This is a genomic window from Devosia sp. Leaf64 (genome assembly GCF_001421945.1).
In the GTDB taxonomy this organism is placed as follows: Bacteria; Pseudomonadota; Alphaproteobacteria; order Rhizobiales; family Devosiaceae; genus Devosia.
The window spans coordinates 220,098-245,269 of sequence record NZ_LMLO01000018.1; the positions used below are offsets into that span (position 1 = coordinate 220,098).

The following is a 25,172-nucleotide window of genomic DNA, read 5'->3' on the forward strand; positions in this document are numbered from 1 at the left end:
TTCCATAATGAAGTGCCCTTATCAGGCGTTGAATTGGCAAAACCCCGCCAATCCCCTACATATCCATCAACATGAAAACCAAAAAACCAAAAAATACGTCCGGCCCCCGTCGCAGCGTTCAGCCGCGCGCCGGTGAATTGCCGACCCGCGAACAGCTTCTTGCCGCGCTCGCCCAGGACGCCGACATCAAGGGCAAGCGCGATCTCGCCAAGGTCTTCGGCATTCGCGGTGATATGCGGAAGCCCTTCAAGGCCATGCTGGCCGAGCTAGAAGGCGATGGCGTCATTACGCGCACCCGCAAGGCGCTGCGCCGCACCGCCGCCCTGCCCCACGTCACTGTTCTCGATATCCCGTCCGACGCCGATCCCGATGCGCTCCACGCCTACCCGGCCCAGTGGAACGACGAGGAAGGCGAAAAGCCGCGCGTTGAAGTTCTCGTCGGCAGCGACGCTCGCGTAGCGCCCGCCCCCGGCGACCGCATCCTCGCGCGGATCGATGCCGGCGAAGACGACATCCCGCATTACACCGCCAAGCCTATGAAGGTGCTCGACAAGCCCCGTCGTGGGCAGATCGGCATCGTCCGCATGGACAATGAGGGCGCCCGCCTCATTCCGATCGATCGCAAGCAAAAGGAAATGCGCATTCCGCTTGGCGATCTCGGCGACAGCAAGGACGGCGATCTCGTCGAGGTGGAAGTAAAGCTCTCCGGCCGCCTGATGATCCCGCGCGCCAGGGTGACCAATGTCATCGGTAACCCGGCCTCCGAAGGCGCAGTCTCGATGATCGCCATCCACAATCTCGAAATCCCCTATGTCTTCCCCGCCAGCGTCGTTCGCGAAGCCGAAGAAGCCAAGGAAGCGACCCTGAAAGGCCGCGAGGATTGGCGCGACCTGCCTTTGGTCACCATCGATCCGCCCGACGCCAAGGACCATGACGACGCGGTCCACGCCGCGCCCGACGAAGACCCGAAGAACCCCGGCGGCCACGTGGTCACCGTGGCCATCGCCGACGTCGCCGCCTATGTGCGCCCCGGCACGGCGCTTGATCGCGAAGCCTATCTCCGCGGCAATTCGGTCTATTTCCCCGACCGCGTCGTGCCCATGCTGCCCGAGCGCATTTCCAACGAACTCTGTTCGCTCAAGGAAGGCGAGCCCCGCGCCGCCCTCGCCGTGCGCATGGTGCTCGACGCCGATGGCAACAAGATCAGCCACTCTTTCCATCGCATCCTGATGCGCTCGGCCGCGAAACTCAGCTACCAGCAGGCCCAGGCCGCGATCGACGGCAATGCAGATGACAAGACCGGCCCGCTGCTCGACCCCATCCTGCGCCCGCTCTGGGCAGCCTATGACGCCATGGCCTCGGCCCGCGACAAGCGCGGCCCGCTCGATCTCGATCTGCCCGAGCGCAAGATCATCCTCGACAACAAGGGCATGGTCGCCGATATCCGCATCCCCGACCGCCTCGAAGCCCATCGGCTCATCGAAGAAATGATGATCGCCGCCAATGTCGCTGCCGCCGAAACGCTCGAACAAAAGCGCCAGGAACTGCTCTATCGCGTCCACGACGAGCCCTCCTCCGAAAAGCTCCAGAGCCTGCGCGACTTCTTGGGCAGCCTCGACATTTCGATAAAGCAGTCCGATTCTGTCCGCGCGTCCGATTTCAACGGCATTCTCAATCAGGCCCGCAAGGCCGGCAATGTTGAACAGGTCAGCGAAATGGTGCTGCGCAGCCAGGCGCAGGCCGAATATTCGGCAGAGAATTACGGCCATTTCGGCCTCAACCTCAACCGCTACGCGCACTTCACCTCGCCCATCCGCCGCTATGCCGATTTGATCGTGCACCGCGCGCTGGTGAAAGCCCTCGGCTTCGGAGGTGATGGCCTCACCGAGCAGGAAGAAACAAAACTTACCGGCATCGCTCAGCACATCTCGGCTACCGAGCGCCGCGCCATGCTGGCCGAACGCGAAACCTCCGATCGCCTCCTCGCGCAATTCCTCGCGCAAAAGATCGGTGCCCGCTTCGAAGGCCGAGTTTCCGGCGTCACCCGCTCGGGCCTCTTCATCCGCCTCCTCGAAACCGGCGCCGATGGTTTTATTCCGGCCTCGACCCTCGGCCAGGACTATTATCGCTATGTCGAGGAACGTCAGGCCATGGTCGGCGAACGCGGCGGCGAAACATTTACGCTCGGCGATCGCGTCACAGTGCGTTTACTTGAAGCAGCTCCGGTAGCGGGATCGCTCCGCTTCGAGTTGTTGTCTGAAGGCACCCGCGGCAATCCGCCATCTGGGCGCCGCCCGCAAAAACGCCCATCTAAGAGCTTCGGTCCCAAGGGCCGGAGAAAGAGGTAGTTCCATGCCAGAGAACACCACCACTCTCGAAAATCGCAGTGTCGGCCAGGCCATGTGGCGCGGCGCCCTCTGCCGCTGCCCGCACTGTGGCCAGGGCAAGATGTTCCGCGCCTATCTCAAGGTCGCGGACCAATGCAATGTCTGCGGCGAAGAGCTAAGCCATCATCGCGCCGATGATTTCCCGCCCTATATCGCCATCACCATTGTCGGCCACATCATCATCTTCCTGATGCTGCATATGGACATGACCTACCATGTCCAGCCGATCACCTATCTCCTGACGATGATTCCCCTCTCCATCGTCCTCTGCCTCGCCCTCCTGCCCCCCATCAAGGGCTCGATCGTGGGTCTGCAATGGGCCGCGCGCATGTACGGCTTCGGCGCGCCCAGCCGGGCGGACTGAACACTCCTAGCGAAGCCACACCAGACTTCACCCTGAGCCTGTCAAAGGGCGAGGTCTCACGGGCTTTGACAATCTTTGCCAAAAACTGCGATATTCGTTCTTGGAGGCAAATATGGCCACAATGAACGTTTCACTCCCCGGTCCGATGAAAGACTGGGTCGAAGCCCAGGCGCAGACCGGGCGCTATGCCAATGCGAGCGATTATGTCCGCGATCTGATCCGTAGGGATCAGGAACGCAGCGACAAAATCTCAACCATGCAGCGCCATGTCGATGAAGGCCTGGCCAGCGGCGCCGGCACCCTCACGAGAGAGGGCATTTTCGCTGAAGCCAAAAGGCGCGCTGTGGCCGGTTAATCATGGGATTTCGTCTCACAAGGCAGGCCGAAATCGATTTGGTCGAGATTGCCCAAGCCGGCATACGCCTCTTCGGAGAAAACCAGGCCGCGCGGTACCACAACGAACTGTTTGATCTGTTCGATCTGATTGCCGCCAATCCAAGAATCGCCCCGGAGCGGCCCGACATTCACCCACCTGTCCGAATCCATCCCTCCAAGGCTCACCTCGTCGTCTATGTCGTGGAAGGTGCCGGAGACATCTTGATTATCCGCGTGCGGCATGGTCACGAAAACTGGCCCGACGCCTGAGGCTAATCCTCGCCGAGACGCGGCAGCGATTCCGAGCGGTCATGTATGCTGCACCCTCTACCTGCTTGACAATCGGCAGCAAATCCGTAGTTTGCGCCCAAATTCCAGCGCTGCCGTTTCGCAGCGCCCTTTGTTTTATTAAGGACTGCGAAAATGGCAAAAGCCGCCACCATCAAGATCAAGCTCGTGTCGACGGCTGATACCGGCTTCTTCTATGTCACCAAGAAGAACGCACGCACCCAGACCGAAAAGCTTGCATTCAAGAAGTACGACCCCGTCGTCCGCAAGCACGTCGAATTCAAGGAAGCCAAGATCAAGTAATTGATCTGACCTTTCCAAGCGTTTGAAGGCCCTGCACATCGTGCGGGGCCTTTTTCGCATCTGGGGTACCGAAATCTGAGAAAAGCAGAACTCGATGTTAACGGAATGCTAACATCGGCGCGCATAACCATAACCTGTATGACGAAGAGTGGCTGGTCCGGAGCGGCACGTCGAAGAGGCCACTCTCGCCGCGTCCGGACCAACCGCCCTACGGAACTCAGGAGTTGCGGCGGACCTGAGAAAAGCCGTAGGGATCTCTAAGACTGCTGGGCCGTTAGCCGCTGCTGTCTGAAATTCAACCTACTTTATGGCCTGAAAAACTCAAGCGGATCCGTCGCTTGTGCGGCGGTAACCTCTTGTTAATTATAACAGATAACCCTAACGCGTCGCATTTTATCAAGCAGCGTCGAGGATAACCCGGTTCCGCCCCTCGCGCTTGGCACGATAAAGCGCGAGGTCCGCCCGCTTGATCAGGCTTTCCGGCGTATCCGCCAGCGTCTCATTGAACGAAACGCCGACAGATACCGTCACCGTCAACGGCCGCTGCCCTTTGATAGCAAAGGACTTTTCGGCAATAGCCTGCCGCACGCGCTCTGCTACGAGCTCGGCATTCAGCACGTCCGTATCGGGCATCAACACGACGAATTCCTCGCCACCAAACCGGCAGGCCAGATCCACCCCGCGGATATTCCGCTTCATCCGCGCCGAGAATTCTTTGAGCACCACGTCACCGGCATCGTGCCCATAGGTGTCGTTGACCGATTTGAAGTGATCGATGTCGAGAATCATCACCGCCAGGTTCTTGTCCTGACTCTGCGCCTTGCCCAGCAACACATTGAGATGTCTATCGAAATAGCGACGATTGTAGAGCCCGGTGAGGTCATCGGTCACCGCCATGGCGATCGAATGATTGACGCTTTCGCGCAGCTCCATGGCGTAGCGATGCCGCCGGATTTGCGTCCGCACCCGGGCTTTCAGTTCGTTCCGCTCGATGGGCCGGCTGATGAAATCGTTGATCCCCAGATCCAGCGCCCGCACCACTCGCGCCTTGTCGCCGTCATCCGCCATCAGGATAATAGGAATGTTGCGCGAATGGTCGATGGTGCGCACCTGCGAGGCAACTCGGAGCGGGTCGAAATCTCCAAGCGCCATGCTGACGAGCACAAGCTCGTAAGTTATTCCAGTAACTTGGAAAACCGCGTCTGCAGGCTCGTGCAGAATGTCGACCTTGTGTTCTTCCGAAAGATAGCTCTGCACGCGTTCTGCATGGCGGCGATCGCTGTCGATGATCAACACCGATCCGCCGCTCGCCGAAATCGTATCCATCGCCCGCAGCGCATCTTCGATGGCGATCTGCTGGCCGGTCATCGCGCGAGCACGCAATTCGTCAGTCAAGGATTTGAGGCGCGACAGGCTCTTAACGCGCGCCATGAGCTGCGTATCGTCGACCGGCTTTGTCAGAAAGTCGTCCGCCCCCGCCTCGAGCCCCTTCACGCGATCAGAGGGCTGATCGAGCGCCGTGATCATCAGCACCGGCAAATGGTGGGTTTTGGGATTGGACTTGAGCCGCCGGCAGACTTCGAACCCGTCCATCACCGGCATCATCACGTCGAGCAGCACGATGTCGATCTCGGCCGTCTCGCAGATTTCGAGTGCCTGCGCCCCGGAAGATGCTGTCAGAACTTCAAAATATTCGGCCGTTAGGCGCGCTTCGAGCAACCGGACATTCGTTGGAATGTCGTCGACAATCAATACGCGCGCCGTCACGTCAGTTCTCCCGCAATCACGCCCCAGTCCGATCGCTTCAAGCGACCGGGCATACCAATCAGATCAGAGACATGCCCCGATCTGGTCAGGCTGGTCCAATGTAGCGGGCAATGGTTTCCAGAAAGTGAGACACGGAGATGGGTTTACTGATGTAACCCTCACAACCGCCTTGCAGAATGCGCTCTTCGTCGCCCTTCATCGCAAAGGCGGTGACGGCAATCACAGGAATATGCGCGAGGTGCTCGTCATCCTTGAGCCACTTGGTCACCACCAACCCCGAAACTTCAGGCAATTGGATATCCATAAGGATCAGGTCGGGCATATGGGCACGAGCCAAATCAAGCGCTTCGAGGCCGTTCCGTGTCTGGATGACGCGATAGCCGCGCGATTCGAGGAGATCGTTGAAGAGCTTCATATTCAGCTCATTGTCTTCCACGATCATGACAGTCTTGGACATTGGTCCTCACTTGCGCGCCTGGCATGCTGGCCGATTATCCGGCCATATATCCACGGCTCTTCGCTTCCCCGAATGCATGGGGTAACATTGAAACCGTTACAAAACCTCAAATGAGGCCTTTCCGTGCCCCTCGCCAAACCGTCAACGCCCGATCTCGCCACGGTTGCTGACGCCTGCCTCGGTTATCTTGCCGAAAATCCTGAAGAGCTGCTGGCTTTCATGCAGTTTGCCGGGTTCGATCCGCAGTCGCTTCGACAGGCCGTCGGCACCAAGCGCCTGCAAACCGGCCTCATCGATTACTTTGCCTCAAACGAACCGATTCTTCTCGCGCTCTGTGCCAATGCCGGCATAACGCCGGAATCGTTCATGCATCTTTGGCACAAGCTCAATCCAAGCGGATAACGCGGCACGATGGTTTGGCTCTGCCGCGATTGTCTGAACTTTGGATCGACAGCGCCTGAACCGCGCCGCTGTCCGAAATGCGGTTCGCCCCGCATTCGCAGTCACGCGGAGCTTTTCAGCCTCTCCATCGCCCACGTCGATTGCGACGCGTTCTACGCTTCAGTCGAAAAGCGGGACGACCCGAGCCTGCGCGACCGTCCTCTCATCATTGGCGGCGGTACGCGGGGCGTTGTTTCCACCTGTTGCTACATTGCCCGCCAGTTCGGCGTGCGCTCCGCAATGCCCATGTTCAAGGCGCGTGAACTCTGCCCCGACGCCGTAATCATCAAGCCGAACATGGCCAAGTATGTCGATGTCAGCCGGCAAATCCGCCGCCACATGGATGCCTTGACCCCACTGGTCGAACCCATCTCCATCGACGAAGCCTTCATGGATCTGACGGGCACCGAAAAGGTCCACAAAGCCGCCCCGGCTCTGACATTGGCGCGTTTTTCGCGCGCCATCGAGGAAGAGATCGGCCTTTCGATCTCAGTCGGTCTCAGCCACAATAAATTCCTCGCCAAGGTCGCCTCAGATCTCGATAAGCCACGCGGATTTGCCGTCATCGGTGCCGCTGAAACCCTGTCTTTCCTCGCGCCAAGGCCGATCAGCCTAATCTACGGCGTTGGCAAGGTGTTCTCCGAAACGCTCAAGAAAGACGGCTATCACACCATCGGCCAGCTTCAGCAGGAAGACCCGGTGCAGCTCATGCGGCTCTATGGAGAATCAGGCGCGCGCCTTGCACGGCTTTCGCAAGGCCAGGACAGTCGCCGGGTCTCCATCGATGGAGAAATGAAGACCGTCTCGTCCGAAACGACCTTTAATCGCGACCTCGCGACACTCGAAGAATTATCGACCGAACTTCTTAAATGCAGCGAACGCCTGTCTGAGCGGCTGAAAAGCAAGTCGCTCGTTGGCGACACAGTGACGCTCAAGCTCAAGACCACGGGATTTAAGTTGCGCACGCGGGCGAGACACCTGATGATGCCGACACAGCTTGCAAACGTCCTCTACGAAGCCGGTCTGACCCTGTTGCAGCGTGAAGCGGACGGAACGTCGTTTCGCTTGATTGGCATCGGTGTCTCGGGTCTCGATGCGGCAGATGGGTCTGACCCCAGCGACCTCTTGGAGCCACAAGTGGCCCGGAAGGCTGCAGCGGAAAGGGCCATGGACCGCGTCCGATCCCGCTTCGGCCGCACGGCGGTCGTTCGCGGCAAGCTCTACACCAACCGGTCCGAAACGCTTTCGGCTCCGGCATCCGAAGAAGAAGCAGAAGACCTGGAAGGTAAGACCAGATGACCGATCCGATCCAAAAGCTCCGCGAATATGGCTATGAGCTGCCAGCCGCCAAGGCGCCTGTCGCCAGTTATGTCCCCGTTACCCGCAGCGGCAACCTGATCTATGTATCAGGCCAGATTTCGATTGGCGAAGCCGGCGTCGTCGAGGGGCGGCTCGGCGACACGATGAATGTGCAGCAGGGCGGCAATGCTGCTGAACTCGCCATTCTCAACGTTCTCGCACACATCGTCCACACGGCTGGCGTTCAGCTCCAGGACATCAAGAAAATCCTGAAGCTCACGGTTCTCGTGTGTTCCGCCGATGACTTCACTGAACAGCACCTTGTCGCCAATGGCGCTTCGAACCTGCTCGTCGCCATCCTCGGCGAAAATGGCAAGCATGCTCGCGCAGCTTTCGGCGTCACCTCCCTGCCCTTTGGCGCTGCCGTAGAAATCGACGCGGTCGTGGAAGTCTAAGCCGAACTGCAATCACACTGTCACGGAGGCGTGCGAACCCCACGCCTCCACTCTCGCTGGCAGACTTTCACCATGACCGAACCGCTCTTTCCCCGCCCCGTCGCCCATCGTGGCCTCCATGATCGCGCCAACGGCGTCATCGAAAACAGCGCCAGCGCCTTTGCCGGCGCTATTGCGGGCGACTTTGCCATCGAATGCGACCTGCAACTCACCAGCGATGGTCATGCGGTGGTTTTTCACGACGAAAAGCTGGATCGTCTGACCGGCGAAACCGGACTCGTCAGCGACCGCACCGTCGCCGAAATGACCGCGCTGACGCTCCTAGACAGCGCCGCCGGCGATTGCCCCCAAACCCTCGACGCCTTTCTCGAGCAGATCGCTGGCCGCGCCCTCCTTCAGATCGAGCTCAAGCACCAGCCGACCACGCAAGCCACTCAGCGCCTTGCCCGCGTCGCCGCTGACGCCCTCGCGAAATATGCCGGCCCCGTCACCGTCGAATCATTTGATCCCAAGCTCATCACCCTCATCCGCGACTACGGCTTCTCCGGCCCGCGGGGCATCATCACCTATGACTATGAGGGCGAGGACTACCCACCGGGGATCTCCGAAGACGAGCGCTACTCCCTGCGCCACCTTCTCCACTGGCATGAGACGCAGTTCGACTTCATCTCTTGCGACAAGAACGCCCTGACCCTGCCCGCGATCACCTTTTGGCGCGCGCTCGGCAAGCCCGTGACCGCCTGGACGATCCGGTCTAAGGTTGAAGCAGAGGCCGCGCGCCCCTACATCGACCAGATCGTGTTCGAAGGGTTCAACCCGGACAGTGTCTCCCAATAATCTGACTGCCACCATTCATCCCACAACGGCATCTATCGGAGCCGACGTGTGGAACGCACTCGTGCCGGGCACCGATGGCGTGCCCGACAATCCGTTCCTCGACTTCGCTTTTTTCCGCGCGCTCGAAGAATCAGGCTGCGCCACCGGCCGTACCGGCTGGCAACCGCAACACGTCGTGGTTTCGGAAGGCGACACGCCCGTCGGCCTTTTGCCGCTGTTCCTCAAATCCCATTCCATGGGCGAATACGTCTTCGACCATGGCTGGGCCCAGGCCCTCGAGCGCGCCGGCGGGCATTATTATCCCAAGCTCCAGGGTTCAGTGCCCTTCACGCCCGCAACCGCCCCAAAGCTCCTGGTCCCGTCCGACAGAATCGAGATCAAAACCGCACTCCTCGAAACGGCGCAGCAGCTCGCCTTGCAGCGCAACGCTTCGTCGGTGCACCTCACCTTCCTGCCCGATGAAGATGCCGACATTGCCGAAGCAACTGGCTGGCTTGGCCGCGTCGACACTCAATTCCATTGGCACAACCAGGGCTTTGCGACCTTCGAAGATTTTCTCGAAACGCTATCCTCGCGCAAGCGCAAGACTATCCGCCGCGAGCGTCGCGACGCGCTCGCTGATGGCTTGACCGTCAAATGGCTGCGCGGCGATGAAATCAAGGAGCATCACTGGGATGCTTTCTTCGATTTTTATGAAGACACAGGCGCGCGCAAATGGGGCCAGCCTTATCTCAACCGGAAATTCTTCTCGCTTCTCGGCCGGTATATGGCCGAGCGGATCGTGCTGATCTTTGCCTATGATGGCGACGAGCCCATTGCCGGGGCCATCAATTTCATCGGCAAGGATCGCCTCTATGGGCGCAATTGGGGTTCGACCCGCGAAGTCGCCTTTCTCCATTTCGAGATCTGCTACTATCAGGCTATCGACTTTGCCATCGCCCACAAGCTTGCGGTCGTCGAGGCCGGCGCACAGGGCGAACACAAGCTGGCGCGCGGCTATACCCCCGTCACCACTCACTCCGTCCACTGGATCGCTCACGCGGGTTTACGCGACGCGGTAGCGGATTATCTCGAGGCGGAACGTCCCGCCGTTGAGCGGGAACAAGAGGCGCTTGAAGGGTTTACGCCATACCGGCGCGGCGATCGGCAGGAGCGTTAGCCCCAGCCGATCGATTGTGCTAGACAGCGCGCATCAAGTGATCAGGAGACCCGGGACTAATGGATTTGTGGGATGTCGTCGCCTTCATTATCGAAGCTCTTCTTGTCTTCGTAGTGGCAACGACCCTGTTCGACACCCTGCACTGGCTGCTGCACCGCTGGGAAAATTCCAAGATCCCGCTGCTGCGCACCTTCTCGTCCTGGCACTGGGTCCACCATAAATTCCTCGGTCTCGATATGCAGGTCAATCCGGCCTATGCCCGCCAGAATATCTGGTTTCACGTCCTGCCCGAATATTTGACCTCGATGGCCGCAATCGCGCTGTTCCTCCTCGCGCTGCCTTGGCAGCCCGTGGCCGTCGTTGCCGTCATCCGCACCGTCATGTTCGCGCTGACCCTCCGCGAGGAAGGGCTCGACTACAATCACATGTCGATGGACCGCGTGGGCGGCAAGCAAGGCCTCTTGTGGGTCAACAACAATTACCACGCCATGCACCACGTCTATCCGCACAATTTCTTCTCCTCCTTTGCCAATACCTTTGATCTCCTGGTCGGCACCACCTGCCAGATTGCTGGCCGGCGCTTCCTCATCACCGGCGCAAGCGGCGCCTTCGGCTCGGCCATGGTCAAAGCACTCGAAAAGCGGGGCGGCATTGTCGAAACGGCAAAGTCCGGCGTCGATTTCACCGCCGGAAATTACGCCGCGATGGACGAAAAGCTCGCGCGCGCCGACGTTCTGATCCTTTCGCACGGCGCCAAAACGGACGATTGCTGGAACGCCAATTACGTCACGTTTCGCGACCTGATCGAGCGCTTCACCCTCATGGGCAAGGATAGGCTCCTCGCGCCGGAGGTCTGGGCGCTCGGCTCCGAGGTCGAATTTCACGGCGATATGGGCATGGATGAATTGCGCGATTATTCCAGTTCGAAGCGCGCCTTCGCTGCCCGCGCCCGCCACTATTATCGCTCCGACGACCTCATCTATCGCCACATTGTCCCCTCCTCCTTCACCTCCGCCATGGGCAAGGGCGCGATGTCGGCGGAAACGGCGGTCGGCATCGCTCTCTTCTTCATCACCCGCGGCTTCAAATATGTACCGGTGACCCTTACCGGCCTTGCCGTCCTCAATTTCTTCCGCTTCCGATATGCCAACAATGCCGGCGACGAAGCGCTCGCCGCTGCCGAATAATCCGAGGCTTTGATGACCTACGACCCAACCAATATCTTCGCCAAAATCCTCAAGGGCGAACTGCCTTGCCACAAGGTCTACGAGGACGACACGGCCCTCGTCATGCTCGACATTTTTCCGCAGTCCAAGGGTCACACCCTCGTAATTCCCAAGGCCCCATCGCGTAACCTTCTCGATGCCGATCCCGCGGCCCTTTCGGCGGTGATGCCGCTCGTCCAACGCGTCGCCAAGGCCCTGCAGACTGTAACGAAAGCCGACGGCATCCGCCTCGCCCAGTTCAACGAGGCCCCGGCTGGCCAGACCGTCTTTCATCTCCATTTCCATCTGATCCCTGCCTACGAGGGCACCGCCTTCGGCGCCCATGCCAGCGGCCGTGCTGACGACGCCGAACTCGCCCAACTGGCGAAAGACCTCGCCGCCGTGCTCTAGTCTTGCCGCTGACGCGACGTCTTCCGGCGAAAGCGAGAATCTCTACTGCGCCTCTATTTGGCAAAGATGGGAGACTCTTGCGGAACATAGACGGAACACATATAGTCGTTCCGTATCCGTTCCGATTCTAGGGCTCACCGGCGATGCTGACGCGCAAACAACACGAATTGCTGATGTTCATCCACGAACGGATGAAGGAAAGCGGCATTCCCCCATCCTTCGACGAAATGAAGGATGCGCTGGATTTAGCGTCGAAGTCAGGCATCCATCGGTTAATCACTGCGCTCGAAGAGCGTGGCTTCATCCGCCGCCTGCCCAACCGGGCGAGAGCCCTCGAGGTCGTCAAGCTGCCGGATTCCATGAACCCATCCCTCGGCGGGCGCAAAGCCAAGTTTGAGCCGTCGGTTATCGAAGGCAGCCTCGGAAAAGTCAGCGCGCCACAGCCACGCGGCATCGCCGCGGAGGATTATGCCCGACCGATCTCGATCCCGGTTATGGGGCGCATCGCTGCCGGTACGCCCATCGAGGCGATCCAGACTCATTCCCACACCATTCAGGTCCCGCCTGAAATGCTTGGCGCGGGCGAACACTATGCGTTGGAAGTCCGCGGCGACTCCATGATCGACGCCGGCATTTTCGATGGCGACACGGTCGTTATCAAAAAGCAGGATCAGGCCAGCACCGGCGAAATCATCGTCGCGCTGGTCGATGACGAAGAGGCCACCCTCAAACGCCTCCGGCGCAAGGGCAACACTATCGCACTCGAAGCTGCCAACCCGGCCTACGAGACCCGCATCTTCCCGCCGGATCGCGTAAAAGTTCAAGGCCGCCTCGTCGGCCTCCTCCGCAAATACTAATGCCCGGCGCCGCCACACCCAAAACGGTGATGGCGGCTTATGCCGACCTGATCAACCATCACGACTTTTCATTGCTGGTCCCGCTGATCGATCCCGATGCAGTCTTCTGGTTCAGTTCCGGCAGTTTCACCGGCATCGATGCCATTCGCAGTGCCTTCGAACGAACATGGCAGCGTCTTGAGAACGAGACGTACTGGCTTGAAGACCTCACCTGGATCGCGGACGGCGACACGGCAGCGAGCTGCACCTATCGGTTCTGTTGGCGCGCTGTGGTCGATGGCAAAGACGCCGAAGGATCAGGACGAGGCACCACGGTGCTCGCCAAGCGCGGTGATGCTTGGCGCATCATCCACGAACATCTAAGCTCTTATCCGGATTGAGCGTGACATTCTTTAGTCGCGATCGCGTTTCTACGCCGAGTGCGATTAGCCTGCAGCAGCGGATTTCATATCTCAGCGGTGAAAAGGGCTGTCACTTAGGCAAACTCGATGCGTCCCTCCTCCTACTAATGGCTTCGATCCGGCCGCAGGCAAAATTGCGCCAGTGGCGCAACTTCAGGAGAGAGGGCCATGAGGGCTATGCCCGAATGGCAAACTAGGTGGGGTAAACCCCAAAACCCCAAAATACTTATCCATCTTCTCCCCGCTCCCCAAAACCTCGCCCATACTCTCCCCATTCCGCCAGTCACACGGCTCCCACGCAGGGTCGGGCGGAATGGCCGGTGGATGGGGGCGCCTATCCGGGCGGGGAGTTGAAATACGGCAGCCGCGACCGAAATAACGTTCGCGCCTGATCCCGGACCTGCTGCAAACTCCGGATCCTGTGACGGGCGGCCTTTGGCTCCCAATGTCTAAACAGGTAGAGCCAATGGCCGCCCGTCACCGTGAAAAACCGTCAGCCAAAAAAAAGGCCGGGCGGCACTCTGTGCTGCCCGGCCTGTAACGTTTGTCCTCTCCGCTATCGTCATTGCCCGGCTTGTCCGGGCAATCCATCCGTCTCGAAGATGGACCACCCGGACAAGCCGGGTGGTGACGACCGAAGGATCAAGTGATCAATGATTATCCCTTGGCAGGCCTTCTGTCTGCGCAATCCGCTGGTACTTTTCAGCCGGTTTCAGGATCGCGCCTTCGCCGAGCTGGCCGACGATACCGCGCTGGATTTCCTGCCACGGCGTCTGGTGCTTGGGATACTTGTAGCCGCCTTCAGCCTCGAGCGCCGCGCGACGGGTCGCGATTTCTTCGGCCGAGATCAGGATATCGGCTTCGCCCTTGTTCAGATCGATGCGGACGCGGTCACCAGTCTTGAGGATCGCAAGGTTACCGCCTGCAGCTGCTTCCGGAGACGCATTGAGGATAGAAGGCGAACCCGACGTGCCGGACTGACGGCCGTCACCGATACAAGCGAGCGAATGAATGCCCTTCTTGATGAGGTAGGCTGGCGGCCGCATGTTGACCACTTCAGCCGCACCCGGATAGCCGATCGGACCAGCGCCACGCATGAAGAGCAGCGTGTTTTCATCGATATCGAGCGACGGATCGTCGATCCGGTGGTGATAATCCTCAGGACCATCGAACACCACGGCCTTGCCTTCGAACATGCCAGGATGCTCGGGATTGGCGAGGTAGCGTTCACGGAATTCGGACGAGATCACGCTGGTCTTCATGATCGCGCTGTCAAAGAGATTGCCGCGCAGCACGAGGAAGCCGGCATCCACCTTGAGCGGATTGTCGAAGTGGCGGATGACCTTATCGTCCTGGATCGTCGTATTGCGGCAATTCTCGCCAATGGTCTTGCCGTTGACGGTCGGCGCATTTTCGCGGATCAGGCCTTGCGACATCAGTTCGTTGACCACAGCCGGCACGCCGCCTGCATGGTAGTAGTCTTCGCCCAGATATTCGCCGGCCGGCTGCAGGTTCACCAGCAGCGGCACCTTGTGGCCATAGGTCTGGAAATCCTGCAACTCAAGCTCGACACCGATATGCTTGGCGATCGCCTGGATATGGATCGGGGCATTGGTCGAGCCCCCGATCGCCGAATTGACGACGATGGTGTTGATGAAATTGTCCTTGGTCAGGATGTCGGACGGCTTGAGGTCCTCATGCACCATGTCGACGATGCGCTTGCCAGTGCGGTAGGCCATTTCCTGACGGTCACGATATGGTGCTGGGATAGCGGCCGAACCCGGAAGCTGCATGCCGAGCGACTCGGCAAGCGAGTTCATGGTCGTCGCAGTGCCCATGGTGTTGCAGTAGCCGGTCGACGGAGCCGAGGAAGCCACGAGTTCAATGAACTGCGCATAGTCGATCTCGCCAGCCGCCATCATCTGCCGTGCCTTCCAGACGATCGTGCCGGAACCCGTGCGTTCGCCCTTGTGCCAGCCATTGAGCATGGGCCCGACCGACAGCGCGATCGCCGGGATGTTCACGGTCGCCGCGCCCATCAGCATGGCCGGGGTCGTCTTGTCGCAACCAATGGTCAGCACCACGCCATCAAGCGGGTAGCCATAAAGCACTTCGACGAGGCCGAGATAGGCGAGGTTGCGGTCAAGGCCCGCGGTCGGGCGCTTGCCGGTTTCCTGGATCGGATGCACCGGGAATTCGATGGCGATACCGCCAGCTTCGCGAATGCCCTCACGCACACGCTCCGCCAGCACCATGTGGTGACGGTTGCAAGGGCTGAGATCGGAGCCGGTCTGCGCGATGCCGATAATCGGCTTGCCCGACTGAAGTTCTTCGCGCGAGACGCCGAAATTCATATAGCGCTCGAGATAAAGCGCGGTCATGTCCGGGTTTTCGGGATTGTCGAACCATGCGCGCGAACGCAGCTTCTTCGGAGCGCCGCTGTTATCAGTCGTCATCGTCAAATTCCTTATCCGTCCGCAGCGCGCGGACCGTGGGCCTTGCTGGTTGCCGTTTTAGCACGGCAAGCGCCGCTGTGAACGGCTCCCATCGAAAAAATCATACAATTGATTTGGGTGGGGTAACAGGGGGCATATGTGCCGGAACGCTCTGAAAATCTTACCAATCGCGGAGAACACATTTGAGCTCTCCGATAGCCCCTGCGCTGATGGCCCTGTTCATGGGCCGAGAACCCAATTAGGGTCGCGCCGCATTGTGTAGGCGGTCGTCGAGGAGGCTTGTTTGAGCGAATCTGTTGCCTGGATTGCGGTCGATTGGGGCACGTCCAATTTGCGCGGCTGGACCCTCGATCACGCGGGAAATGTCCTTGCCTCGCGCAGTTCGCCAAAAGGCATGGGCAAGCTGACGCGCGAAGAATTTCCCGCCGCACTTGCAGAATTGCTCGCCGATATTCCCCTGACGGAAAAGACCGACGTTGTCGTTTGCGGCATGGCCGGCGCCCGCCAGGGCTGGCTCGAAGCGCCCTATCTCGAAGCGCCGACTGACCTTTCCAGCCTCATCAAGGGCGCCGTCCATCCCGAGAGCGGCTCCGACAAATTCAACGTCTCCATTCTGCCCGGCGTCTGCCAGAAGCAAGGCGGCGACAATGTCATGCGTGGCGAAGAGACGCAGCTCCTCGGGCTCGCAGCCACCCTGCCCGGCTATTCCGGCCTCGTCTGCATGCCCGGCACTCATTCCAAATGGGCGCTGCTCGACGGCACGAAGATCGAGCATTTCACCACCGCCATGACCGGCGAACTGTTCGAACTGCTCTCGACCCAATCCGTGCTGCGCCATTCGCTAACCGGCGATCAAAACGCCCCTGAGCGCAATGAGGGATTCGCCGCTGGTGCGCGGGATGGCCTCGAACGACCCGCTGATCTCCTCGGCCAATTGTTCCGCGTTCGCGCCAGCGCCCTTGTTTCCGGTCGCTCCTCAGCCTGGTGCGCCGGCTATCTCTCGGGCCTTTTGATCGGCACCGAAATCGCCGCCAATCGCCACCAGATCGGTAACGAGCCGGTGCCGCTTATCGGCTCGCACGTTCTCTGCTCGCTTTATGGCCAGGTGCTCGAAATGGCCGGTGCCGCCGGCCGACCCGTCGATGCCACCGCCGTCGTCCTCGCCGGCCTTAAGGCCGCCCGCGCCGCCGCTTGAAGGAAGTCTCACCATGTCCCATCGCCACATCATCGCCATCCTGCGCGGCATCACCAATGACGAAGCCGTACCGGTCTGCACCGCCCTCGTCGAAGCCGGTATCACGCTGATCGAGGTACCGCTCAATTCGCCTAACGCCATCGAGAGCATTTCGCGCGCCGCCAAGGCGCTGGGCGACCGCGCCGAGATCGGCGCCGGCACCGTGCTCACCGAAGACGACGTCCGAGCTGTCGCGGCGGCCGGCGGCACCTTCATCGTCTCGCCCGACACCAATGAAGCCGTGATCGCCGAGACCGTCCGCCTCGGCCTCAAATCCTATCCCGGCGTCTTCTCGCCCAGCGACGCCTTCAAGGCGATCCGCACAGGCGCAACCGGCCTCAAATTCTTCCCCGCCGAAGTCTTGGGCTCCAAGGGCATCAAGGCCATGAAAGCGGTTCTGCCACCTGCCCTGCCGCTATACGCCGTCGGTGGCGCCAATCCCGACAATTTCGACGAGTTCTTCTCCGTCGGCTGCGCCGGCTTCGGCCTCGGCACTTATATTTACAAACCCGGCATGAGCGTAGCCGACGTCGCCGACCGCGCCGCTACCGCCGTCGCCGCCTATGACAAGGGAGCCAAGGCATGACCGAAACGGCACGTCTTCTCATCGACAGCAAATCCGAACTGGGCGAAGGCCCGTTCTGGCACGCCGCCCGCCAGCAGCTCTTCTGGTTCGATATCAATGAGCAGTCCCTGTTCGCCGCCAATGCAAGCGGCGAAATAGAGGACAGCTGGCTCTTCAACGAAACGGTCACCGCGGCCGCCATCGTCGACGAACACAACCTCGTCCTCGCCACCGAAAACGGCCTGATCGAATTCGATCTCAATGTCGGCGGCATCAACCGCCTGATCGACATCGAGCGCGATAATGAAGCCAATCGCAGCAACGATTGTCGCGTGCATCCCTCCGGTGCTTTCTGGATCGGCACCATGGTCAAGGAAGAGGGCCCCAAAGAGGGCTCGGTCTATCATTACCGCGCCGGCAAGCTGACCAAGATCATCGAAAACGTCGCCATCCCCAACGCGACCTGCTTCTCGCCCGATGGCAAGACCGCCTATTTCACCGATACGCCGACCAAGAAAATCCTGAAATGCGCGACCGATCCCGAAACTGGCCTGCCGGCGGGCGAATGGGAACTTTTCGCTGACGTATCCGAAGGCCGCGGCTGGCCCGACGGCGCCGTGGTCGACAGCGAAGGCTATCTCTGGAACGCCAAATGGGGCGGCAATTGCGTCGTCCGCCATGCGCCGAACGGATCGATCGACCGCATCATCGAAGTACCCGTCAGCCAGGTCACCTGCCCCGCTTTTGGCGGCAAGGATCTCAAGACGCTCTTCATCACCACGGCCGCCAAGACCCTAAGCGCCGAGCAACTGGCCGAGGAAAAAGTCGCCGGTGGCGTCTTTGCCATCGACCTCGACGTCGCCGGTCAGCCTGAACCCAAAATCGTAATCTGAGCTCTTCCATGTCCATCTCTCCCGCCCTCGGCGTTTGCTATTATCCTGAACACTGGCCCGAAGAGTGGTGGGAGAAAGACGCGGCCCGCATGGCCGAAGTCGGCATCAAATATGTCCGCATCGGCGAATTCGCCTGGTCGCGGATGGAGCCGACCCCTGGCGATATACAGCTCGATTGGATGATCCGCTCGATGGACGTCCTCGGCAAGCACGGCCATAGGGTCATCGTCGGCACGCCGACGGCGACGCCGCCACGCTGGATGGTCGACAAGCACCCGGACATGCTGGCAGTCGACGCTCAAGGCAAGCGCAAGGGATTTGGCTCGCGCCGCCACTACGATTTCTCACACCTGCCCTTCCGCGAAGAATCGGCGCGAATTACCCAGATCCTCGCCGATGCCCTCAGCGATCACCCTGCACTTGGTGGCTGGCAGACGGACAACGAATATGGCTGCCATGGCACGACCTATTCTTATTCCCCGGCTGCGCTCGAAGGTTTCCGCAAATGGCTCGCGTCCCGTTACGGGTCGATCGAGGCGCTGAACGACGCCTGGGGCAATGTCTTCTGGTCGATGGAATACAACAGTTTCGACCAGATCGAGCTGCCGAACCTATTGATCACCGATCCTAACCCGATCCACGCGCTCGACTTCCGGCGCTACTCGTCCGATCAGGTCGCGGCCTTTAACAAGACCCAGTACGATATCCTCAAGGCCAAGCGTCCCGACCTGCCGGTCATCCATAACTTCATGAGCCGCTATACGGAGTTCGACCACTACGACGTGGCCGAAACGCTCGATGTCGCGAGCTGGGATTCCTACCCAATCGGCCATCTCGCCGTCAGCGACGAACCCGACGACATCAAGCGCCAATATATGCGTCAGGGCGATCCGGACAACGCGGCCTTCCACCACGATCTTTACCGTACGGTCGGTCATGGCCGCTGGTGGATCATGGAACAGCAGCCGGGCCCAGTGAATTGGGCCAAGTTCAATCCCGATCCGCTGCCAGGCATGGCGCGCCTCTGGGCCTGGGAAGCCTTTGCCCATGGCGCCGAAGTCGTCTCCTATTTCCGCTGGCGTCAAGCACCCTTCGCGCAGGAGCAGATGCATGCTGGCCTTCTCCGGCCTGACAGCGAACCCGCACCCGCCTATGACGAAGCGATTCAGGTCGCGCAGGAACTGAAGCAGACCGGCATCGACGGTCAGGCGGGCAAAGCCCGCGTCGCTATCGTCTTCGACTACGACAGCGAATGGGCGTGGCAGGTTCAGCCGCAGGCCGACGGCTTCAAGCATGGCGCCCACGTCCGCGACATATACTCCGCCTTCCGCAAGCACGGCATCGAGATCGATATTCTCTCGCCCAAGACCAAAAGTTTTGCCGGGTATGACGTCGTCGCCATCCCAGCGCTCTTCGCCTGGACCGACGAATTGCGCGAAGCAGTCGCGAGCTTCGAAGGCTATCTGCTGCTCGGCCCGCGCACGGGCTCGAAGACGAAGAATTTTGCCATTCCGGCCAAGCTTGGTCCCGATCTCTCGCCCAATCTGCTCGACGCAAAAGTCATGCGCGTCGACAGCATCCCCGCCTATGTTTCCGTGCCCGTAAAGGGTGGCGGCTTTACTCGGCTTTGGCGCGAAAAGGTCGAGACACGCGGCGAAGTCATCATGGAAGATCATGAAGGCGTGCCCGTGCTGATCTCGCAGGGCAAGATCTTCTATCTCACGGCGAGCGGCGATCGCGGATTGATGCAGCGCATAGCTGACTATCTGATTGCCGAAGCCGATCTGCCGGTTCTCACCCTACCCGCCGGCGTCCGCGCCCGCAGCCGCGGCGGCTTCCGCATCTACGTCAACTATTCAGCCAGCGACGCGAGCCTTGTGATGGCGAGCGACGAAACCGAATATGTTGTCGGTGGCACGGAACTCGCCGCAGCCGGCGTCACCGTGGCACGACTCGCCAAGGCCGACTGAGCGTTTCCACGGCCGGACGGATATCAAACCGCCCGGCTTCGCCATTCCATTTCAGCCACTGCACGCCACCTTCAGCGAGGTCCTGTGGTCCAATGATTTGGGCCTCAGCATTGCAATTCGCAGGAGCACGTACACGTGCAATGATCAGGTCAAAGCCTCCGCAGTCCTCAGCGAAGGCTGCGGCATTGCGCACAACAGCGACACTGTAATCGTCTGTTCTCAAAATGCAGCCCAGGCTGTCGCACCGGGCTTCAGGATGGGCTGAGCCGATCTCGGTCTGGTAGTACCGGCTCCAAACATCGACTGCGAAACTGCCGGTCTTACCGGACATGAGTGCCAGATCGGGCCCATTTCGCACGGCCACTGCCTGTGTCGTATCCGCGATCAGAATGTCCGGTCTTGGGGAAAATCCCCATAGGAGAATGACCGGCACGAGAACTGCTGGTCCCACAAACCGCCATCGTCCTTCGAAGAAGGCGAACCACGCCAAGGCAGCAAGGCCAACCAGCAAGGTCCATCCCTCCAATATGGGATTGCCTGTCAGTGATGCGCTCCAACCGGCGACAAGCACCGAGACATCGACCATCCGATCGATATTCCACCCCATCAAATGCAACATTGGACCATCAAGACCAAACGGCATCGCGACGATGGCCAGCGATCCAAAACCCATGATCAGGCTGACGAACGGCAAGGCCAGCACGTTGCCGACGACACCCAACGGCGACATCTGTTGAAAGTGATAGGCGGAGAACAACAGCGTCGCGGCCCCGGCCACAAAACTTGTCCACGCTGTCGCAGATATGAACCGTACCAGCCGGCTAACCCCGCTACCGTTATTGGGCCGCCCTTGGGGCAGTTCATAGACACCGATCAGGGCGACAACGGCTGCGAACGAAAGCTGGAAGCTGGCGCGAAAAATGCTCGCTGGATCGATGAGGATAATGACGATTGCCGCAATCGCAACGTTACGCATCGTTAGCGCACGACGCCCGGCAAGCACCGCCCCAAAAATCAGCGCCAACATTAATGTGGAGCGAAAGGCGGGGACATTGTCGAGGCCGCCCGCCAGCATCAGATAGGCAAAGGCGGTCGAAAGGCCGGCAACCGCGGCAATTTGTTTGTTGGGCCAAGCAACGGTAAACGGCAGGCAGGCTAGAACCAACCGCACCATCCAAAATATGCCGCCGGCAACGATCGATAGGTGAAGGCCCGAAATCGAATAGACATGCGCCAGCCCGGCCGCGGCCATGACCTCGCGTGTCTCGTCGGAGATCGCGCTCTGGTCGCCCATGGTCATAGCTTTGCCGATCGCGGCGCTGTCCTCTGTCAGCGCAAGATCAATTCGATCCGCTATGACGCGCCGAAGGCTCTGAACCCGCCTTGCGATCGCATCTTCGCTCCCTTCCTCGATGATTGTGACGGGACCGATAGCGCTGCCATAGGCGCCGATGCCGGCAAAGTAGGCGTGAAACTGACCGTCGAACGCGCCCGGCAAAATCGGACCAGGCACCGGCGCCAGTCTCATCCGGCCCTTTACGATGTCGCCAATCTGCACCTGCGGTTCTGTCTGCAAAAGCACTCGGGCTCTTCGGATCGGAACGGCGCGAGCATCCTCCAGTGGTTCGAGGCCAGACACGACGACCCTAATGCCCTCGTCGTCGCTAGAAAGGACTTCGTCAATAGTCGCGGCATAGGTGCCATAAGCAGGCACGGCCAGCATTTGAGTTCCAAAGACAACTGCGTGCAGGGGAAGCAGAACGAAGCCCAGCCACAGTGCCGCAATCTGGGCCGCCAAGCGCAGAACCGCCATACTGTTCGTCGCAAAAGCCGCAATGACCAAACCCGTAACGGCGACCGAACCAATGGCAAAATGAAGGATCGCAGGCTCACCTGGCAAAGCGACATAGAAAACCAGGCCAAGGATCATGCTGAACGGCAGCAAAGCAAACAGGCGGCGATCATTGACCGCCGTGTTGCTGGCAGCGCCAAGCGAGGCGGTGATCTTGGTGGGTGAGACAAAAGACAACCAGCCGCGATAGCCGGAGGCCTCGGCCACCGGCATCAGTTGTCGCGTTCCAGTCCCCTGCCCGTCCATGGCGAGCCCCCGCCCTTGCGCTCAAGCCCGCCTATGCTACACACGGCCCAAAATTCCTCAATTCGTTCCGGTAATCATGTCCCAGGTCATTACTCGTTTCGCTCCATCTCCCACCGGGTACCTGCATATCGGCGGCGCTCGCACTGCCTTGTTCAGCTGGGCTTATGCCAAGAACCGGGGTGGCAAGATGCTGCTGCGCATCGAGGACACCGATCGCGAACGTTCAACCGAAGCGGCCGTGACCGCGCTTATCGATGGCCTGAAGTGGCTTGGCCTCGACTGGGATGGCGATCCGATCAGCCAGTTCGGTCGCGCGTCGCGTCACGCCGAGGTTGCGCACGAGCTCGTCAAGATGGGCCACGCCTACTATTGCTATTGCTCGCCCGAAGAGCTCGACCAGATGCGCGAAGAAGCCCGCGCCGCCGGAAAGCCGCCGCGCTATAACGGTTACTGGCGCGATCGCGACCCAAAAGAAGCGCCCGAGGGCGTCTCGCCGGTGATCCGCATCAAGGCGCCGCTGACCGGCGAAATCGTCGTCCGTGACCACGTGCAGGGCGATGTCGTCTTCAAAACCGAAAACCTCGATGATTTCATCATCCTGCGCTCGGACGGCACGCCGACCTACATGCACGCGGTTGTGGTCGACGATCATGACATGGGCGTCACCCACATCATCCGCGGCGACGATCACCTGACCAATGCCGCCCGCCAGATCATTATTTACAACGCCATGGGTTGGACTGTGCCCGAGATGGCGCATATCCCGCTGATCCATGGTCCGGATGGCGCCAAGCTCTCCAAGCGTCACGGCGCGCTCGGCGTCGAAGCCTATCGCCAGATGGGCTATCTGCCTGCAGCGGTTCGCAACTATCTCGCGCGCCTCGGCTGGAGCCATGGCGACGAGGAAATCTTCTCGACCGATCAGATGGTCGGGTGGTTCAGCCTTGAAGCACTCAACAAGGGCGCGGCGCGCTTTGATTTCGTCAAGCTCGAGAATATCAACGGCCACTATATCCGCGAAGCCGACCCGACCTACCTCTACAACGTCATGATCGAGACGGCCAAGGAAGTCGGCCGCGACGACGACGCGAAGGGCTTGATGGCCAATCATAACACAGTGCTGGCCGCACTGCCGGAATTGCAGCCGCGCGCCAAGACCGTTCTGGAGCTCATCGACCTGGCGCAGTTCATCTACGCTCTGCGCCCTATCATGCCCGATGCCGCCGCAGCCGCGCTTCTGACGCCAGAAGCCAAGACGGTTCTCGCCAGCATTGCCGAAACGTTAGGGGGCCTTGCCGATTGGTCAGTGCCCGCCATCGATGCCGAGATGCGCAAGCTGGCTGAGGAAAAGGGTTTGAAGCTCGGCAAGCTCGCGCAGCCGCTGCGCGCGGCCCTTACCGGGCGCACTGTTTCGCCGGGAATCTTCGAAGTCATGGTGCTTATAGGCCGCGAAGAATCGATGGCACGTTTGAATGACCAAACCGCTTAGTCCATAGGTAAGCAGAGGGTAACCTCTGCTTACCTATCGGTTGCCCAAGCGGGGCAAAAACTGATACCTCTCCGTCAGCAAATCGGCACCGCTGGAGGTGCTGCCCCGCTTCACCTCCCTTCCCTCGGAGCGCGGGCATTTCGAGGAGAGCTCAATGACCGAAAAAGTCGCCAAACTCACGGTCGGGGACCAGACCGTCGAATTCCCGATTCTGAGCGGAACCGTCGGCCCAGATGTCGTCGACATCCGCTCGCTCTACGCCAAGACCGGCCTCTTCACCTACGATCCTGGCTTCACCTCGACAGCCGCCTGTGACAGCGCCATCACCTATATCGATGGCGACAAGGGCGAACTGCTCTATCGCGGCTACCCGATCGAACAACTGGCCGAAAAATCCAACTATCTCGAAGTCTGCTACCTGCTGCTCTACGGGGAATTGCCGACCGCCGCGCAGTGCAAGGAATTCGAAGAGCTCGTCACCAAGCACACCATGGTGCACGAGCAGATGCATTACTTCTATCGTGGCTTCCGCCGCGACGCGCACCCGATGGCCGTCATGACCGGCGTCGTCGGCGCCATGGCTGCATTCTACCATGACTCGACCGACATCAACGATCCGCAGCAGCGCGAGATCGCGTCGATCCGCATGATCGCGAAGATCCCTACGCTCGCCGCGATGGCCTATAAGTACTCGATCGGCCAGCCCTTCGTGTATCCGCGCAACGATCTCGATTACGCCTCGAACTTCCTCCACATGTGCTTCTCGGTGCCTGCGGAAGAATACAAGGTTGACCCCGAGATTGCCCGGGCCATGGACCTGATCTTTACGCTCCATGCCGATCATGAGCAGAACGCCTCGACCTCGACCGTTCGACTCTCGGGTTCTTCCGACGCCAATCCGTTCGCTTGTATCGCTGCGGGCGTGGCCTGTCTCTGGGGCCCTGCCCATGGCGGCGCCAACGAAGCCGCACTCAACATGCTGCGCGAAATCGGCACCGTCGACCGCATCCCGGAATTCATCGCCCGCGCCAAGGACAAGAACGATCCGTTCCGCCTGATGGGCTTCGGTCACCGCGTCTACAAGAACTACGACCCGCGCGCTAAGGTCATGCAGCAGACCGCAAACCGCGTTCTGGCTTTGCTCGATGTTTCGAACAACCCGACGCTGCAGGTTGCCAAGGAACTTGAGAAGATCGCTCTCGAAGATCCGTACTTCGTCGATCGCAAGCTCTATCCGAACGTCGACTTCTATTCTGGCGTCATTCTCGATGCCATCGGCTTCCCGACCTCGATGTTCACCGTGCTCTTCGCCGTCGCCCGTACCGTTGGCTGGATCAGCCAGTGGAAGGAAATGATTGGCGATCCGCAAAAGAAGATCGGTCGCCCGCGTCAGCTTTATAACGGCGCAACGGCGCGCGATTACACCGACCTCCAGACCCGCTAAAAACAAAGGCCCCGCTT

The 25,172-nt window shown here is 60.1% G+C and carries 24 protein-coding genes; 20 read left to right on the top strand and 4 right to left on the bottom strand.

Going from position 1 to position 25,172, the window contains the following annotated elements; all coding sequences use genetic code 11:
- Positions 1-71 precede the first annotated feature (71 nt).
- From rnr to rpmG, 5 genes are all read left to right on the top strand, one after another.
- Complete coding sequence (gene rnr / locus ASE94_RS10225; RefSeq protein WP_062630310.1) at positions 72-2,348, top strand: ribonuclease R; 2,277 nt, start codon at positions 72-74, stop codon at positions 2,346-2,348.
- 4 nt (positions 2,349-2,352) lie between these two features.
- Positions 2,353-2,751, top strand: a complete 399-nt coding sequence (locus ASE94_RS10230; protein WP_061911475.1) for a DUF983 domain-containing protein — start codon at positions 2,353-2,355, stop codon at positions 2,749-2,751.
- Between the two features lie 112 nt (positions 2,752-2,863).
- Positions 2,864-3,106 carry a type II toxin-antitoxin system ParD family antitoxin gene (locus tag ASE94_RS10235; protein WP_062630311.1) on the top strand — a complete coding sequence of 81 codons (243 nt, stop codon included), beginning with the start codon at positions 2,864-2,866 and terminating at the stop codon, positions 3,104-3,106.
- Between the two features lie 2 nt (positions 3,107-3,108).
- Complete coding sequence (locus tag ASE94_RS10240; RefSeq protein ID WP_062630312.1) at positions 3,109-3,396, top strand: type II toxin-antitoxin system RelE/ParE family toxin; 288 nt, start codon at positions 3,109-3,111, stop codon at positions 3,394-3,396.
- Positions 3,397-3,549: 153 nt separating this feature from the next.
- Positions 3,550-3,717: a 50S ribosomal protein L33 gene (gene rpmG, locus ASE94_RS10245; RefSeq protein ID WP_046104197.1), complete on the top strand. Its 168-nt coding sequence runs from the start codon at positions 3,550-3,552 to the stop codon at positions 3,715-3,717.
- 396 nt (positions 3,718-4,113) lie between these two features.
- Here the strand turns inward: rpmG and ASE94_RS10250 are convergent, their stop codons facing one another.
- Positions 4,114-5,484: a PleD family two-component system response regulator gene (locus ASE94_RS10250; protein WP_062630313.1), complete on the bottom strand. Its 1,371-nt coding sequence runs from the start codon at positions 5,482-5,484 to the stop codon at positions 4,114-4,116.
- An 85-nt stretch (positions 5,485-5,569) separates the two neighbouring features.
- Positions 5,570-5,941, bottom strand: a complete 372-nt coding sequence (locus ASE94_RS10255) for a response regulator (RefSeq protein WP_061911469.1) — start codon at positions 5,939-5,941, stop codon at positions 5,570-5,572.
- Positions 5,942-6,064: 123 nt separating this feature from the next.
- On the opposite strand from ASE94_RS10255, the gene ASE94_RS10260 reads away from it, so the two are divergent.
- The 9 genes from ASE94_RS10260 to ASE94_RS10300 all read left to right on the top strand — a co-directional run bounded on the left by ASE94_RS10260 (position 6,065) and on the right by ASE94_RS10300 (position 12,985).
- Entirely contained in the window at positions 6,065-6,343 is a 279-nt protein-coding gene (locus ASE94_RS10260; protein WP_061911467.1) for a DUF3572 family protein, read from the top strand.
- A gap of 9 nt (positions 6,344-6,352) precedes the next feature.
- Positions 6,353-7,681, top strand: a complete 1,329-nt coding sequence (locus ASE94_RS10265; RefSeq protein ID WP_062630314.1) for a DNA polymerase IV — start codon at positions 6,353-6,355, stop codon at positions 7,679-7,681.
- Positions 7,678-8,136: a RidA family protein gene (locus tag ASE94_RS10270; protein ID WP_062630315.1), complete on the top strand. Its 459-nt coding sequence runs from the start codon at positions 7,678-7,680 to the stop codon at positions 8,134-8,136. The genes ASE94_RS10265 and ASE94_RS10270 overlap by 4 nt, the downstream gene beginning before the upstream one ends.
- A 72-nt stretch (positions 8,137-8,208) precedes the next feature.
- Complete coding sequence (locus ASE94_RS10275; RefSeq protein WP_062630316.1) at positions 8,209-8,973, top strand: glycerophosphodiester phosphodiesterase family protein; 765 nt, start codon at positions 8,209-8,211, stop codon at positions 8,971-8,973.
- A gap of 34 nt (positions 8,974-9,007) precedes the next feature.
- Complete coding sequence (locus ASE94_RS10280) at positions 9,008-10,132, top strand: GNAT family N-acetyltransferase (protein WP_280137173.1); 1,125 nt, start codon at positions 9,008-9,010, stop codon at positions 10,130-10,132.
- A gap of 59 nt (positions 10,133-10,191) precedes the next feature.
- Positions 10,192-11,319, top strand: a complete 1,128-nt coding sequence (locus tag ASE94_RS10285; RefSeq protein WP_062630318.1) for a hypothetical protein — start codon at positions 10,192-10,194, stop codon at positions 11,317-11,319.
- Positions 11,320-11,328: 9 nt separating this feature from the next.
- Positions 11,329-11,748 (top strand): HIT family protein, encoded by a 420-nt coding sequence (locus ASE94_RS10290; RefSeq protein WP_156352103.1) that lies wholly within the window; start codon positions 11,329-11,331, stop codon positions 11,746-11,748.
- Between the two features lie 143 nt (positions 11,749-11,891).
- Positions 11,892-12,605, top strand: a complete 714-nt coding sequence (gene lexA / locus ASE94_RS10295; RefSeq protein WP_062630320.1) for a transcriptional repressor LexA — start codon at positions 11,892-11,894, stop codon at positions 12,603-12,605.
- A complete protein-coding gene (locus ASE94_RS10300) occupies positions 12,605-12,985 on the top strand; it encodes a nuclear transport factor 2 family protein (protein ID WP_244484017.1) in 381 nt (126 codons plus the stop codon). Before lexA ends, ASE94_RS10300 begins: the two co-directional genes overlap by 1 nt.
- Before the next feature lie 671 nt (positions 12,986-13,656).
- On the opposite strand, the gene ASE94_RS10305 is transcribed toward ASE94_RS10300, so the two are convergent.
- Complete coding sequence (locus ASE94_RS10305) at positions 13,657-15,462, bottom strand: IlvD/Edd family dehydratase (protein WP_062630321.1); 1,806 nt, start codon at positions 15,460-15,462, stop codon at positions 13,657-13,659.
- Between the two features lie 283 nt (positions 15,463-15,745).
- Between ASE94_RS10305 and ASE94_RS10310 the strand changes: the two genes are divergently transcribed.
- The 4 genes from ASE94_RS10310 to ASE94_RS10325 are packed head-to-tail and all read left to right on the top strand — an operon-like array spanning position 15,746 to position 20,124.
- Positions 15,746-16,657, top strand: a complete 912-nt coding sequence (locus tag ASE94_RS10310; protein ID WP_062630322.1) for a 2-dehydro-3-deoxygalactonokinase — start codon at positions 15,746-15,748, stop codon at positions 16,655-16,657.
- Positions 16,658-16,670: 13 nt separating this feature from the next.
- Positions 16,671-17,282: a 2-dehydro-3-deoxy-6-phosphogalactonate aldolase gene (locus ASE94_RS10315; protein ID WP_062630323.1), complete on the top strand. Its 612-nt coding sequence runs from the start codon at positions 16,671-16,673 to the stop codon at positions 17,280-17,282.
- Positions 17,279-18,154 (top strand): SMP-30/gluconolactonase/LRE family protein, encoded by an 876-nt coding sequence (locus tag ASE94_RS10320; RefSeq protein WP_062630324.1) that lies wholly within the window; start codon positions 17,279-17,281, stop codon positions 18,152-18,154. Before ASE94_RS10315 ends, ASE94_RS10320 begins: the two co-directional genes overlap by 4 nt.
- 8 nt (positions 18,155-18,162) lie before the next feature.
- On the top strand, positions 18,163-20,124 hold the full coding sequence (locus ASE94_RS10325) for a beta-galactosidase (RefSeq protein WP_062630325.1): 1,962 nt from the start codon (positions 18,163-18,165) through the stop codon (positions 20,122-20,124).
- On the opposite strand, the gene ASE94_RS10330 is transcribed toward ASE94_RS10325, so the two are convergent.
- Complete coding sequence (locus tag ASE94_RS10330; RefSeq protein WP_062630326.1) at positions 20,093-22,189, bottom strand: ComEC/Rec2 family competence protein; 2,097 nt, start codon at positions 22,187-22,189, stop codon at positions 20,093-20,095. The genes ASE94_RS10325 and ASE94_RS10330 overlap by 32 nt on opposite strands.
- Before the next feature lie 106 nt (positions 22,190-22,295).
- Between ASE94_RS10330 and gltX the strand changes: the two genes are divergently transcribed.
- Together gltX and gltA are read left to right on the top strand one after the other, a co-directional pair.
- Complete coding sequence (gene gltX, locus ASE94_RS10335) at positions 22,296-23,711, top strand: glutamate--tRNA ligase (protein ID WP_156352112.1); 1,416 nt, start codon at positions 22,296-22,298, stop codon at positions 23,709-23,711.
- Between the two features lie 154 nt (positions 23,712-23,865).
- The gene (gene gltA / locus ASE94_RS10340; RefSeq protein WP_061911435.1) at positions 23,866-25,155 is read left to right on the top strand and encodes a citrate synthase; all 1,290 of its coding nucleotides are present in this window, start codon (positions 23,866-23,868) and stop codon (positions 25,153-25,155) included.
- Positions 25,156-25,172: the final 17 nt, after the last annotated feature.

Bases quoted from the DNA above. Each gene is read 5' to 3' on its own strand.
- ASE94_RS10240 (WP_062630312.1), top strand. From the start codon at position 3,109: ATGGGATTTCGTCTCACAAGGCAGGCCGAAATCGATTTGGTCGAGATT.
- lexA (WP_062630320.1), top strand. From the start codon at position 11,892: ATGCTGACGCGCAAACAACACGAATTGCTGATGTTCATCCACGAACGG.
- ASE94_RS10275 (WP_062630316.1), top strand. From the start codon at position 8,209: ATGACCGAACCGCTCTTTCCCCGCCCCGTCGCCCATCGTGGCCTCCAT.
- ASE94_RS10320 (WP_062630324.1), top strand. From the start codon at position 17,279: ATGACCGAAACGGCACGTCTTCTCATCGACAGCAAATCCGAACTGGGC.
- gltA (WP_061911435.1), top strand. From the start codon at position 23,866: ATGACCGAAAAAGTCGCCAAACTCACGGTCGGGGACCAGACCGTCGAA.
- ASE94_RS10235 (WP_062630311.1), top strand. From the start codon at position 2,864: ATGGCCACAATGAACGTTTCACTCCCCGGTCCGATGAAAGACTGGGTC.
- ASE94_RS10255 (WP_061911469.1), bottom strand. From the start codon at position 5,941: ATGTCCAAGACTGTCATGATCGTGGAAGACAATGAGCTGAATATGAAG.
- ASE94_RS10270 (WP_062630315.1), top strand. From the start codon at position 7,678: ATGACCGATCCGATCCAAAAGCTCCGCGAATATGGCTATGAGCTGCCA.
- ASE94_RS10325 (WP_062630325.1), top strand. From the start codon at position 18,163: ATGTCCATCTCTCCCGCCCTCGGCGTTTGCTATTATCCTGAACACTGG.
- ASE94_RS10300 (WP_244484017.1), top strand. From the start codon at position 12,605: ATGCCCGGCGCCGCCACACCCAAAACGGTGATGGCGGCTTATGCCGAC.
- ASE94_RS10330 (WP_062630326.1), bottom strand. From the start codon at position 22,189: ATGCCGGTGGCCGAGGCCTCCGGCTATCGCGGCTGGTTGTCTTTTGTC.
- ASE94_RS10265 (WP_062630314.1), top strand. From the start codon at position 6,353: ATGGTTTGGCTCTGCCGCGATTGTCTGAACTTTGGATCGACAGCGCCT.
- ASE94_RS10285 (WP_062630318.1), top strand. From the start codon at position 10,192: ATGGATTTGTGGGATGTCGTCGCCTTCATTATCGAAGCTCTTCTTGTC.
- ASE94_RS10315 (WP_062630323.1), top strand. From the start codon at position 16,671: ATGTCCCATCGCCACATCATCGCCATCCTGCGCGGCATCACCAATGAC.
- rpmG (WP_046104197.1), top strand. From the start codon at position 3,550: ATGGCAAAAGCCGCCACCATCAAGATCAAGCTCGTGTCGACGGCTGAT.
- ASE94_RS10230 (WP_061911475.1), top strand. From the start codon at position 2,353: ATGCCAGAGAACACCACCACTCTCGAAAATCGCAGTGTCGGCCAGGCC.
- ASE94_RS10305 (WP_062630321.1), bottom strand. From the start codon at position 15,462: ATGACGACTGATAACAGCGGCGCTCCGAAGAAGCTGCGTTCGCGCGCA.
- rnr (WP_062630310.1), top strand. From the start codon at position 72: ATGAAAACCAAAAAACCAAAAAATACGTCCGGCCCCCGTCGCAGCGTT.